General features: G+C 66.4%; 13 protein-coding genes. 6 read left to right on the top strand and 7 right to left on the bottom strand.

From position 1 onward, the window contains the following. Window positions 1-353 precede the first annotated feature (353 nt). Window positions 354-1,187: a hypothetical protein gene (locus HHL14_RS29970; protein ID WP_169501225.1), complete on the top strand. Its 834-nt coding sequence runs from the start codon at window positions 354-356 to the stop codon at window positions 1,185-1,187. Window positions 1,188-1,212: 25 nt separating this feature from the next. Further along, window positions 1,213-2,382: a GGDEF domain-containing protein gene (locus tag HHL14_RS29965; protein ID WP_329601758.1), complete on the top strand. Its 1,170-nt coding sequence runs from the start codon at window positions 1,213-1,215 to the stop codon at window positions 2,380-2,382. 240 nt (window positions 2,383-2,622) lie between these two features. On the opposite strand, the gene HHL14_RS29960 is transcribed toward HHL14_RS29965, so the two are convergent. The 3 genes from HHL14_RS29960 to HHL14_RS29950 all read right to left on the bottom strand — a co-directional run bounded on the left by HHL14_RS29960 (window position 2,623) and on the right by HHL14_RS29950 (window position 5,133). Next, window positions 2,623-3,267, bottom strand: coding sequence for a glutathione S-transferase family protein (locus HHL14_RS29960; RefSeq protein WP_169501224.1), 645 nt, complete (start codon window positions 3,265-3,267; stop codon window positions 2,623-2,625). Between the two features lie 178 nt (window positions 3,268-3,445). Further along, entirely contained in the window at window positions 3,446-4,921 is a 1,476-nt protein-coding gene (locus tag HHL14_RS29955; protein ID WP_169501223.1) for a sodium:solute symporter family protein, read from the bottom strand. Then, window positions 4,918-5,133, bottom strand: coding sequence for a DUF3311 domain-containing protein (locus HHL14_RS29950; RefSeq protein ID WP_169501222.1), 216 nt, complete (start codon window positions 5,131-5,133; stop codon window positions 4,918-4,920). The genes HHL14_RS29955 and HHL14_RS29950 overlap by 4 nt, the downstream gene beginning before the upstream one ends. A 359-nt stretch (window positions 5,134-5,492) precedes the next feature. On the opposite strand from HHL14_RS29950, the gene HHL14_RS29945 reads away from it, so the two are divergent. Further along, the gene (locus HHL14_RS29945) at window positions 5,493-6,170 is read left to right on the top strand and encodes a MarC family protein (RefSeq protein WP_169501267.1); all 678 of its coding nucleotides are present in this window, start codon (window positions 5,493-5,495) and stop codon (window positions 6,168-6,170) included. Window positions 6,171-6,213: 43 nt separating this feature from the next. On the opposite strand, the gene HHL14_RS29940 is transcribed toward HHL14_RS29945, so the two are convergent. Both HHL14_RS29940 and HHL14_RS29935 read right to left on the bottom strand, forming a co-directional pair. Continuing rightward, the gene (locus HHL14_RS29940) at window positions 6,214-7,974 is read right to left on the bottom strand and encodes a cobaltochelatase CobT-related protein (RefSeq protein ID WP_169501221.1); all 1,761 of its coding nucleotides are present in this window, start codon (window positions 7,972-7,974) and stop codon (window positions 6,214-6,216) included. 52 nt (window positions 7,975-8,026) lie between these two features. Next, window positions 8,027-9,337 carry an AAA family ATPase gene (locus HHL14_RS29935; RefSeq protein ID WP_169501220.1) on the bottom strand — a complete coding sequence of 437 codons (1,311 nt, stop codon included), beginning with the start codon at window positions 9,335-9,337 and terminating at the stop codon, window positions 8,027-8,029. A 126-nt stretch (window positions 9,338-9,463) separates the two neighbouring features. Here HHL14_RS29935 and HHL14_RS29930 point away from each other — a divergent pair, with 126 nt between their 5' ends. Continuing rightward, window positions 9,464-10,585, top strand: coding sequence for a porin (locus tag HHL14_RS29930; protein WP_169501219.1), 1,122 nt, complete (start codon window positions 9,464-9,466; stop codon window positions 10,583-10,585). A gap of 138 nt (window positions 10,586-10,723) precedes the next feature. Here the strand turns inward: HHL14_RS29930 and HHL14_RS29925 are convergent, their stop codons facing one another. Continuing rightward, window positions 10,724-11,008, bottom strand: coding sequence for a hypothetical protein (locus HHL14_RS29925; RefSeq protein ID WP_230413270.1), 285 nt, complete (start codon window positions 11,006-11,008; stop codon window positions 10,724-10,726). Between the two features lie 218 nt (window positions 11,009-11,226). Here HHL14_RS29925 and HHL14_RS29920 point away from each other — a divergent pair, with 218 nt between their 5' ends. Then, window positions 11,227-11,472 (top strand): DUF6723 family protein, encoded by a 246-nt coding sequence (locus tag HHL14_RS29920; RefSeq protein ID WP_169501218.1) that lies wholly within the window; start codon window positions 11,227-11,229, stop codon window positions 11,470-11,472. Between the two features lie 315 nt (window positions 11,473-11,787). Further along, a complete protein-coding gene (locus tag HHL14_RS29915; protein ID WP_169501217.1) occupies window positions 11,788-12,072 on the top strand; it encodes a hypothetical protein in 285 nt (94 codons plus the stop codon). A gap of 370 nt (window positions 12,073-12,442) precedes the next feature. Here the strand turns inward: HHL14_RS29915 and HHL14_RS32950 are convergent. Further along, a partial coding sequence (locus HHL14_RS32950; protein WP_206002591.1) for a hypothetical protein occupies window positions 12,443-12,631 on the bottom strand: 189 nt, incomplete at its 5' end.

Genomic DNA, 12,631 nt, shown 5'->3' with positions numbered 1-12,631 from the left:
CCGGCTTGAAGTCTGGTGCAAACCGTCCTATAGGCGTAATTGTTGCTCACACAGGGCAAGCCCGTTGGCGCATTTCGCGGAACCCGCGTCGCATCGAACGTAGCGTTTGACGGCGGCGTTTATCGCGACGCCCCACGTTGCAGCTTTTACCTGTTTTGCCCGTTTTTTTAGCGTATCTGGCGTCACGTCATGGGCTTGCGTTTGAAACGCAACGCTGTCGGGTTTTGCGTTGTCGCGGGTCGGCGAGAGGGTTACATTCGTCGAACAGCGCCCACGTGGGCATGTCAGCGCGCGAGCGCGGCGCGCCTGCGGCGTGTCAGCCAGATGTAGCACGGATTCCGGAGCGTATTGCCATGGCTACCCATACCGACGATACCGATTTGCGCCATTACCCTGCCGACAGTCCGGATGCCGATGCCGGTTTCGGTTCCGGCTTCGACGAACCTCCGGCCCCGGGCCGCTCGCCGCCGCGTTTCGGCCGCCTCGCGTTGTGCGTCGCGGCAGCCGCGGCGCTGGCCTCCGGCGTGATGGGCACGGTCGCCTACAGCGTCTGGTTCAATCACGATCAACAGGCGTATGCCGAGGCGATCGCGGGTGCGCGCGAGGCGCTGGGGTCGTCGGGCGGCGGCGGGGCGCAGACGGCTGCGGCCGCGGCGACGGCTGCTGCTGCGGCCCCCGCGCAACTGGCGACGCTGGCTAGTCCCGGTGCCGCCGTGCCGTTGGACGTACCACCCGTCGCCACAGCAGCGGCAGCGATAGCGACACCAACCCCAACCCCGCCAGCCGATCACGACGCCGTCGCCCAGACGACGCCGGGCGAGGAGGGTACCGAGCAGGCCGTCTGGGCCGGGCAGGTCCGACAGAGTCCGTCTGTCGCGACTCCCCCCGTCACGCTGGCCGACATCCCGGCCGACCCTTCCTCCTCCTCAGCCGCTCCCACCGATCCTTCCCCAGCTTTCCGCTCCACGCAGCAAGCCGCCGCGAATCCGGCCACGCCCGCGGCGCAACAAACTGTGAGCGCACGCCCCGCACGGGAGGCACACCTTGCGCAGGAGCGGCGCGCGACGGCATCGAACGCGAAGCACCGAAGCAATCTGTTTGCGCGCGTGAGCCAGTTCTTCCGACGCGTGAGCTATCGCCAGCACGACAGTGGACGCCAGCAACAGGACCCCTACTCGCATCCGTGAGCGCGTCGGCGACGCGCGCGGGCTGGTGGGGCGTTTCGGGCCCGGTCCCGCGAGCATCGCGGTGGCCGCGCTGCTGTGTCTGCTGATCGGCCTGCTGTATCTGGCGATGCAGGTCCGCGCGGTCTTTTCCGATCAGTTGAAGCAGGAGTACGCGGGCCTCGTGCTGGAGGCGGCCGAGCGCGCGGACGGCGCGCGTGAGCAACTGGCCGTGTGGCAACGCGTGCCCGGCGCGTTGGCGAGTCACGATGCGGCGTTCGCGCAGGGCTACGCGCAGACGCGCGCCGAGTTCGCGAGGCGCGTTGCGTCGCTTGCTGCGCTCGTCGACGCAAGCCCGATGCCGGCGCCGCCTCTGCCGCCCGCGTTAGTGGCGCAGGCCGCGCAGGGCGGGGCGGTTGCCCCGGGTGTCACGTCAAAGGCGGGGGCGAGTCCCAACCCAGGCTCCGACCTCAGCCCCGGTATCAATGACGATTCCGCCGCGCTGCTAGGCAGCGTCTCCGAGTACTGGCGCGGGCAACGCGATGCGGCGAGCGCCGACCTGCGGCTGCGGGTGACGCACGTCGCGCACACGCTGATCGCGCTCGCCGCGCTGCTGTTCTGCATGCTGATCACCGCGCTCGGCATGTACGCGAAACGCAACCGGCAACTGGCCGGGCAGTCGCACGAGTTCGAGCATGCGTCGCTGCACGATCCGCTGACCGGCCTGCCGAATCGTCGCAAGCTGCTGACCGCGCTCGACGAAGCCGCCGGCCATGCGAGCACCGGCTGGGAACCGCGCCGCATTGCCGTGCTGTACATCGATCTCGACGGCTTCAAGCAGGTCAACGACAGCTTTGGCCATCGCGCCGGCGACGAATTTCTCGCCGCGGTGTCGGCGCGCTTTCGCGCGTCGGTGCGCCGGACCGACCTGGTCGCCCGCATCGGCGGCGACGAATTCGCGGTGCTGGTGCGGGCGTTTTCGAACGAAGCGGAACTGGCCGAGATCGCGCGCCGGCTGATCGCCTGCGTGACCGACACCGACGCGCAACTGGGCCTCGGTCTCGTGCGCGCGAGCATCGGCATCGCGAGCTTTCCCGACGATGTCGACGATCATCATCGTCTGCTCGCCGCCGCCGATCTCGCGATGTACCAGGTCAAACGCGACGGCAAGAACGGCTATGCGTTCGCGGCGCAGACCGGGAAGGCGGCGCCGGTGTGAGGTTGTGGCGGGCGTGGGGAGAGCGTCGGGCGGCAGTGGTCCGAAGGCCGCCTGGGCGCAGTCGCATGCGGCAGATCGTGCGTCGGCGCGAGGTGGCTGCAACGCGCGGCTGCGATGCAGCAGACGGCACGCCGTACCTCGCCGGCGAGGTCGCACACATCTGCCAGCGGCCGCTTTCTCACGCATATCGATCCGCCGCCACGTCGGCCCGCCCGTCGGCCTGCCCGCCCCCGTCAGGCGTCAAGCGTCGTTGCGCCACTCCGTCAACTGCTCGCGCGCGCTCACCTCGATGAACGACGGCAGCGCGCGCAGTCGCTGGATATAGCCGGTCAGATGCGGCCAGTCCGTCGCGGGGCGAGGCATGTTGCGGGTCCAGCGCAGCAGCACCAGCGCGAGCAGATCGGCGGTGCTGAGCCGGTCGCCGGCGAGGTAGTCGTGGCCGGCCGCGCAATGCGCGTCGAGCCGCGCGCAGGCTTCTTCGATGCGGCGCCGCGCGAGTGTGCGTACCGCCTCGGCGCCGGCCGGATCGCCGTCGCTGGCCGCGTAGAACCAGTCGCGCATCGCCGGCAGCAGCGTATTCGCCAGATAAACCATCCATTCGAGCCAGCCGGCGCGCGCCGCCGAGCCCGGCGCGGGCGCGAGGCCGGCCTCCGGATGTCGCTCGGCGAGCAGCATCAGCAGCGCGGCCGACTCGTGCCGCGCGACGCCGTCGACCACCAGCGTCGGCACCCGGCCGGCCGGATTGAGCCGCAGATACTCGGGGTCGCGCTGCTGGCCCGCGTCGATGTCGACGAGGCGCGCGTCGAACGGCACGCCCATTTCGAGCAGCATCCAGTGCACCGGCATGCTGGCCGCGCCGGGCGAGTAGTACAGAACGTAGGACATGCAGAGAACTCCGCGGGCAGAACGTAAAAAGGGGCTGCCGCCAAAGCGGACAGCCCCTGCAACGTATCACGTGAACGCGTGACGATGGGTATCGATGTGCGTCAGAAGCGGGGTTTCGTCGAGCGATGCGATGCTCTTCGATACGTTCAACCGGGCACCCACCGCACCGCAAAAAAACTCAATGCACCGACGCATGCGTCTTCTGATCGGCCGGACGCGGTTGCGTGACCGCGCTGACGATCACGAACACGATCACGTTCACGGCCAGCGCGAGAAAGCCGATATTGACGTCCTTCAGCGGCTCCGGCAGGAACGGCATCAGCTGACCGACGCTCCAGTGCAGCGTGGTGGTCAGCGCAACCACCGCGACGCCCGCCAGAATCCCGCAGAACGCGCCCTGTTTGGTCGCGCGGTTGCGCGGGAACAGGCTGCAGATCACCGCCGGGAACAGTTGCGTGACGAAGTTGTAGCCCATCAGCAGCAGCGCGACGATGGTCTCGCCGCCGTTCAGCGTGAAGCCGACCGCGACCAGCGCGACGAGCGGCACCAGCATGCGCGCGATGGTCGCGATGCTCGCATCCGACGCGTTGCGATTGATCATGCCGCGATAGACGTCGTTGGCGAGCAGCGTCGACGCCGAGGTCAGGATCATCGAGCCCGGCACCAGCGCGGTCAGAATGCCGGCCGCGCCGATCACGCCGACGAACCACGGGTCGAAGGTCTGCAGCGACAGGCGGAACAGCGACAGGTCGATGTCGGCGCCCTTCAGGCCCGGCACGCGCAGCGTCGCCGCGAAGCCGACGAAGAACACGAACAGCAGGATCAACTGATAGAGCGGCAGCACCGCGGCGTTGCGGCGGAAGATGCGTTCGTCCTTCGCGGTGAAGATCGAGCCGAACGTATGCGGCCACATGAAGAAGCCGAGCGCGGTCAGGAGCACCGTCGACTGGAACCACACCACGCTCGAGCCGTGCGCCGGGAAGGTCAGGAAGCCGGGCTTGGCCGCGTCGATCGCGCGGAACATCTCGCCGACGCCGCCGTAGTAGTGCAGCGGCAGATAGATACCGAGGAACAGCACGATCGCCAGAATCAGCAGATCCTTGACCACCGAGTTCCACGCCGAGCCGCGCACGCCCGACACGATCACGTAGGCGGTCACGACGATCGCGCCGATCCAGATCGCCGCCGTCGACGAAATCGCGCCATACGACGCGGTCGCGACGATGATGCCGAGCCCCTTCAGTTGCAGCACCAGATAAGGAATCAGCGCGGCCACGCCGACCAGCGCGACCAGCGTGCCGAGCGCCGGGCTCTCGTACTTGCGCGAGAAGAAGTGCGGTTGCGACACGAGGCGGTGCGTTTTCGCGTAACGCCAGATCGGCGGCAGCATCCAGTACGACAGGATGTAGGCGAGGGTGCCGTACGCGAGGATGTAGTAGACCGGCGCGCCTTTGCCGTACGCGAAGCCGCTGCCGCCAAGGAACGTGAAGGTCGTATAGATTTCGCCGGCCATCAGCAGGAACACGAACGCGGTGCCGAAGCTGCGGCCGCCGACGCTCCATTGTTCGAGGCTCATGTCATGGCCGCGCCTTGCGCGCACGCCGAGAAAGAGTGCGCCCAGCGTGGCGATCGCGATGATGACGAGTGCGCTCATGGGCGGACCTCCGCGGTATCGGCGGCGAGCTGACGGTTGGCCGGATCGAGGCGATAGACGATCGCCATGATGATCGAACTCAGGACCACCCACATGACGATCCAGGCCAGCACGAACGGCATGCCGAGCACCAGCGGCTCGACACGGTTGACAAACGTAATGCCGACCAGAATGCCGACGAACGGCAGTGCGGCGAGTACTCGAAGCAACATGAGGGCAGCTCCTCGAACTAGTAATAAATGTCGTTGAAAGGCGTGCTTCGCTGACGACTGTATGCCGGATACTCGGGTTGCGTAAAGTCGATCAAAATAAATGTGAGCAGGGTGAAAGTTGCGCATGCATCTTTCCGGCCGGATTGCTGCGCTGCAAGACGCGGCGCGGCGTGCGGCGGGTCGTCGGGGGCTCGTCGGGCGCTGCGTGCGTGGCGGTTTTTTGTAGTCCGCCGGGCGCGGCGCGATATCATCTGCCAGCAGTGCAGCATTTGCCGGACCGCGTCGCGCGTTCCGGCTTCGTCAACATCGCGCGGCCGGCGGACCGGCCTGGCGCTTACTCGGGCATCACGGACAAGTACATGGTCGAAAGTCTGATCTCGGACATTCTGTTTGGCTTCACCGGCCTGATCAGCATCATCAATCCGATCGGCGGCGCGTTCGTGTTCCTCGACCGGACCGCGTCGCTGACCAGCGACGAGCGCACCGCGCTCGCCCGCAAGATCGCGATCAACGCATCCTGCGTGCTGCTGGTGGCGTTTTTCATCGGCACGCCGGTGCTGCATTTCTTCGGTATCTCGATGGAGGCGCTGCGGATCGGCGGCGGCCTCGCGCTGGCGGTGGGCGGCTGGCAGATGCTCAACGCGCCGGATACGCCAGCGGCCGAGCCGCAGGGCGTGAAGCGCGTCGACGCCGAGAGCGCGACCTCCAAGGCGTTCTTCCCGCTGACGGTGCCGCTGACCACCGGCCCCGGTTCGATCGCGACCGCGATCGCGCTGACCGCGAATCGCACGCACAAGCTGTCGGCGTTCGTGATGTCGAGCATCGCGTCGGTGGCGATCACGTTCGCGGTGGCGTTCACCGTGTATCTCGTCTATAGCCGCGCAACGGTGTTTGCGCGCTATCTCGGCGTCGAGGGCACCAAGGTCGCGTTGCGGGTGTCGGCGTTCCTGCTGCTGTGCATCGGCGTGCAGATTATCCTCACCGGCGTGTCCGAATTCCTGATCCCGATCGCGACGATGCCGCCGGTGGCGCGTTGATGCTTTGAAGCGTTAATGCGTTGACGCGCGTTGCGCCGCCGGCTCAACGCGTGAGCAGCATCGCGCTCAACACCGAAAATACCGTCGACGGTAATTCGGCCAGGCGGCTCACCACCACGTTGCGCGGATAAAAATCCTCGACCGCGTCGGTCAGCACGCCGATTCCCACCAGTTCGATGCCGCGCTGGCCGATCGCGGCGATGCGCTCGCGCAGGTCGCTGCGCAGCACCTGCGGGTCGCCGTCGCCAGTCGACGGATAGCCGTCGGAGAACACCATCAGGATGCGGCGCGCGGCCGGATGACCGGCGAGCCGCGTCGCGGCCCACGCGAGCGCCTCGCCATCCGGGTTCTCGTGCCCGCAATCGATGTCGGCGATGCCGCTCAGGTCGGTCGCGCCGAAACGTTTGTACACCTTCAGGTCGAGCCGCTCGACGAAGCGGTTGTAGCGCCGCAGGTCCGCGCCGGCCGCGCGCTGTCGCTCGTACAGCTGTTTCATGCGCGCCGATTCGAGCGAGCAGTAGCCGAGCACTTCGCAATCGAACGATAGCTGCGTGAGCGCATCGCACAGCGCGCTCGCGCACAGCCGCGCGAGTTCGATCTTGCGGCCTGCCATCGAGCCGCTGCGGTCGATCAGCAGTGTCACCGCGACGTCGCGTCCGGCGGCGGCGCGGCGCGTGCGAAATGGCGTGCGATAACCGGGCGTGGTCGCCAGCTTCGCGAGCGCACCACGGTCGATCTCGCCGCGCTCCTGCTCGCGGCGCCAGCGCACGCGCTCGTCGGCGCACAGCGCGCGTTCGAGCTTTTCTTTCAGCGGGGCAGTGTCCGCGCGAGCCCGCGCACGCAACGCACGCCATGCGGCGCTGTCGCCCTGGCCGGTGAGGTCGGCGATCACGTCGAATTCGGTGGCGAGGGGGATCGATAGCCGCTGACGTGTGGGTTGCGCGTCTGCGTGTCTCGGGACGGCAGCGTCGGCGGTGTCGGTTCCGTTACGCGTGGACGGTGAGTGCGCGTCGCCGGGCGTTTGCCCCATGCCGACGGCGTCGTCGGCTTGTGTGCCAGAGTCGCCGCGTTCGGACGACGAGGGCGGGGCGGCCGCGTCGTCGCCGAACGATTCGGACGCCGTAGCGGTTTGCGTATCGATGTCCTCGGCAGCCGCGGCAGTGAACATCATGTTGTTCGCGTCGCCCGCCGACAGCGACCTGACACGTGCCACCAGCTCGTGCGCGAGCGCGATACTGCGCGCGGTCGAGCCGCTCGCGCGTGCCTCCTGCAGCAGGTCCTGCGCTGCATGCAGCGCGGCCAGCAGCGACGGGCTCGCCTCGTCGCGGCCGGGCGGCTCGTCCCACAGCGCGCGCTCGACAAGCCATGCGAGCCGGTCGCGCCAATGCAGCGTCGGCCAGCGTTGCCGCACGCGTTCGGCCGCATGCGCGCGCAACGCGCCGATGAACCAGCGCGCGCCCGGATATTCGTCGAGCAGTTGCGCGCACACGCGGCGATCGTCGATCACCTGCGCGAGCTTCGCGGCAATGCCCGCCGGCAGCGCATCGAGTTGCGCCAGCGACGCATGTTTCGCGCGCGCGACCAGCAGGTCCAGATAGCCGATCAGCACGTCGCGCCCGAGCTCGCCATGCGCGTCGTCATCGGGAATCACGATCCGGCCCGGTTCGACGCGCGGCCCGTCCGGGCTGAACACGACCGTCACCCCGTATTGCCCGGTCAGCACGCGCGCGATCTTGCCGAGCGTCGACTCGAACGCGAAGCCTTGCGTGTCGCGTTGCAGATGGGGCGGCTGCCGTGCGGTCATCGTTGCGGTCGTCGAGAGGTCGAGGTCAGAGACTGGCGCCCGTCGCGGTCGTTCAGCCCACGGGCGCGATGTGATGACGGACGATGCCGCGAATCGTCGCCGCGTCCTCGGGGCTGACCTTCGCGTAAATCGCCGGGCCCGCCGCGCGTTCGGGGTCGCCAGTGCGCAGCATCAGCTCGGCCCAGTCGAGTAGCCGCCGCGTCGAGAACGCGCTCGACAGATCCTCGCGCGCGAACGCCGCACGGCAGTCGGCGGCGATCGCGGCGAGCGTGCTGGCGAGCGGCTGCGTCAGATAGGGCGCGAGCGTGCGCAGCAGCACGTCGGTTTCCTCGGCGGGCGTCAGATAGTCGAGCAGATACACGCGCCAGCGATCGAGAAACGCCTCGTTCATCAGATTCGCGCCCTGATACAGATGGCGGAACTGGCTCATCGCGCCGACCGCGTTGGCGGTTGCGAACAGGCGAAACGCCGGATGCGGCGCGACGATCTCATTGCCTTTTTCCTTCAGCACCAGACGGCCCTGCGGTTCGAGCACGGCCGTGAGCGCGGCGAGGATCGACGGTTCGGCGAAGTCGATTTCATCGACGATCAGCCACAAGCCTTCGCGCATCGCCGTGGGCAGCACGCCGTCGACCCACAGCGTCTCGCCGCCCTTGACGGTCCAGAAGCCGACGAAATCGCCGACCGTCGTCTGGCCGTTCATGTTCGAGCGCAGCACGCCGTGGCGCGAACGCGCGGCGACCTGTTCGATCAGACTTGTCTTGCCGGCGCCGGTGTGACCGATCAGCATCACGCGACGATTTTCAACAATGTCCGCGACGATGTCGTTAAAGCGCGGCGAAAACAGATAAGCGGGGTTCACGCGCGGCACGAGCGGATGCGCGGCGCCACAGCGGACGTCGAGGTTGCCGATGCGCACGGTCTCGATGGCCGGGCGGTTCGCTGCTTTTCCTGCGGTCTGATCGAGGGCCTGCTGGATAGCTGCGTCTTCCGCCTGCGCATCGCGCAGCTTCGCCGCCAGCATCCGCATGTGCGCGCGCTGCAATTCCGGCATGAAGGCGATGCGCGCCGGCGCGCCGGCCTCGCTCGCCGCCACGTCGCGCTCCAGCACGAAGCCTTCACGGCGCCATTTTTTCAGCTTCGCGCGCAGGTTTTCCGCATCGACGACCAGATCGATATCGACCGTGGCCGCGCCATGGCTGGCGGGATCGGCATCGACGCCATGTTCGAGCCGATACGTTTCGGGACGCTCGCCGATGCTCACGCGCCACCACTCCGGGTCGCCTGCTGTCGCGCGTCGATAGACGCCGAGGTCGGCGTCGTGGCTTGCGTCTTCGGCTTCGATCGGATCGGGCGCACTCATGGAAGAACATCCAAAGATTGATCAAACAATGCGTTTCATATTTGGAGACAGCCTGATTGCCTGGTATCTTAGCGTGGGTAGCTTTCTCTCTCCTATGCATTGCTACGCACCGACTCACGAAAAACAATGAAATCACCGATCAGAATCAACGCACTGCTCGTCGCCGCGAGCGCGCTGGCGGCCGTTTCCCCGGCCTATGCGCAAACCAGTGTGACGCTGTATGGCCGCCTCGACGGCGGCATCGAATATATGAACCACATCGACAACGGCGCGGGCGGCAGCTCGAGCCGCTGGCGCGCGGAAGGCGGCGACTGGGGTACCAGCATGCTCGGCCTGAAGGGCAGCGAGGATCTCGGCGGCGGCCTCAGCGCGATCTTCAACCTTGAAACCGGTCTGCAGATCATGGACGGCACGACGAGCGGCGGACGCCTGTGGTCGCGGCGCGCGTTCGTGGGCGTGAAGAGCGAGCAGTGGGGCACCGTGCAAGCCGGTCGTAATCTGTTTATCGATAGCGACGGCGTGTGGGAATTCGATCCGTTCGTGCAGCAGGCGTTTTCGTCGGCGTCGCTGGTGCGCGGGCGCAACTGGCAGCAGACCAGCAACAATATCGAATACAAGAGCCCGGTGTTCTGGGGCTTCGACGTGCAGGGGCAATACGCATTCGGCAATCAGCCGGGCGCGTTCAACAGCGGCGCGCCGGGCGAATTCGGCCGCTCGAACGGCATCATGCTGAGCTACCATTCGCCGCTTTTCGACATGCGCGGCATCTATGACGAACTGCGCGATTCGAACGGCCGCTTCAGCAACATTTTCCAGGCGTCGCGCGAGTACTTCGTCGGCGCGAAGGTGCATCTGCACGACGTGAAGATCCAGGGCGCATATACGCATTACTCGGCGCCGGACTCGCCGGTCGGCGTCGCGGATAAAGCCGACCACTACTGGCTCGGCGCCACCTACACCCCGGAATCGCGCTGGGCGGTGACGGCGGGCGGCTACTACATCCACGTCGGCGACGGCACGGGCGACGTCGCGCACGACCCGTCCGGTCACGCGATGATGTACGTGCTCGGCACGACCTACAACCTGTCGAAGCGCACCTTCGTGTACGGGACCGTCGGCTACGTGCGCAACGGCAGCAACTCGAACTTCTCGCTGCAGGCCGCGCCGCGTGATTCGAGCAGCGGCACGAGCCCGCTCGTCGGCGAATCGCAGACCGGCGCGTACGTCGGGATGATGCATCAGTTCTAAGTGTGCGCGGCTGCCGCGGCGGCAGAATCCGCCGCGTGCAGCTTGTCGGGCGCCATCGGGATCGATTTCGCTGGACCCACGACTCGCGCTGGCGCGCAATGCGCGAGCGGACTCGGCGCGCCGGATGAGCGGCGGAGTTCAATGACCGCACTCGGTCCGCATCGGCGGTGGATTGGAGGGCGGATCGCCTGCGGGCGGCTCGGTGGGATCACCGGGAAGATTGGCGGGATCGTCGGGAAACGGATCGGGATCGATGTCCGGTGGCGGCGCATCCGGATCGATGCGCGGGTCGACGTCCGGATCGGCCTCGGGGGGCGTTGGCACATGCAGGTCGAGCGCCGCACCATCCAGCGGCGCCCATCCATGCGCCGCGAAGCCGGCAGCGCGGCGAATCTCCCGGATCATCGGGTGCGGTAAAAGCATCGTGCTCTCCTGAAGGTCTGTGCCGCCGTTGCTATTCCTGCGGTTGTCATCTCTAGTCATCGCTATCGTCGTGCGCAACCCGCATGCCGTGACGACGCACGCGCGCAATGCGTGGAACGTCGATTGCTCGGTGCCCTTTGCGCGATGCCTTGTCTGATACCTGCTACGCGCGCATCGATTGAACCTGCCACCGCGAGAGCACCGGACGAGGAATGCACATGGCGCGACACAAGGCCGATCTGGCTGACGACGACTTCGAAATTTTCGCGAGCTATCACGGGACAGGCGACGGTCGCTATATCGGCGGCCTGAAAGTGGTCAGGAAAGCTGATCGGAAGATTCTGTTTCCGTTCGACGGCGCGCCGGAGATCGGCCCGTTCGCGACCGCCGACGAAGCACGGCGCGCGGCGATCGCGTATGGCCGCGAGATCGTCGCGGCGGATCGCGCGGCGCCCGAGAGTTGAGCGGCTGTTAAGCGCCTCTGTTAAGCGGCTGTTTGTGTCGCGGCGTGAGACGGTCGTCATGCCCATGACTTTATCCCCCGGAATTTCTGCTGTTTTCCGCTTCGGATTGCGCCCCGCAGGGTTTCCTTTTTACAAAGTGATCGCGCGGTGTTGCCGTCGTCGAACCTGCAACCTCATTTTTCAACAGTCACGCTCATCGCCATTGCATGGACGCGTGAGCGACAAGGCGCGATTGTTGCTGCCCCACTCGAATGCAGCAGGGGAACGGCAACTTCCGCACTCCCGCAACTCCCGCCCAACCACGAGGAGCACGTCATGCAGGATCAAACCGAACCGACGCGTCACGAGCGAGGCGCTACATCCGAGCCGTCCGACGCAGTCAAAGCCCGCAACAGGCCGAGCGGTACGCACTATGTCGAGCCGAGTCCGCTCGGTATCGAGCCGGTCGAGCAGACCGGCGTCGACCGGCAGACCAATCCGCCGCGCTCGGACGAGCGGCCGCGGCAGACCGCCGAGGTGCCGCTCGGCACCGGCCAGCACGCGGAGCCGCCGGGCGGCGGCGGGCGCGAATCGCAGCGCAAGGAGCCGGGCGGGAAATGACTCGCGGCGTGCTGCGTCCAGTGACATATCCCGTGCAATGCGGGGTCCGGCTCAAGGCCTGTTCATCGGCCACTCGCGCGAGTGGGGAGAGGTCACGTGCCGCGTTTGCAGTCGTAATCGCCTTCAATACGGCCATCGCGACACGAGCCTCACCACGCAGGAGTCAATCCTGTTCAACGATTCGAACCACGGTTTCGATGCCGTACAGATCCAGTACGCGTCGCTCGCGACTCACTAAACCTGAAGATCTGTCAGCACTGCCGCATGCGCTGACAACGGGTTACGAGTGAGTAGCAAGGCGAAAAATCACTACGCACTTCGAATAATCGGATGCCTATGTAAATAGTTGTCAAAGCCAGACTATCCCGATTTAAAGTGTTTGACCGTGACTGCTCCGATGGCTAATTTTCAACTCGTCGCCTGAAAAACCATTAAGGAAGGTCTGCACAACCCGCTTCCTGCGCATCGCGCAGTTTGCTGCCCGCGTTGTAGTGGCGGCGAAGACGCCGGGACCTCGATCACCGTTCTGTTCGAACCGTAGGAAGGTGCGTTTGCCGAA

This window comes from Paraburkholderia antibiotica, assembly GCF_012927125.1.
Classification (GTDB): Bacteria; Pseudomonadota; Gammaproteobacteria; order Burkholderiales; family Burkholderiaceae; genus Paraburkholderia; species Paraburkholderia antibiotica.
The sequence above is the reverse complement of the archived record's forward strand: the minus strand, read 5'-3'. Positions and strand labels throughout refer to the sequence as shown.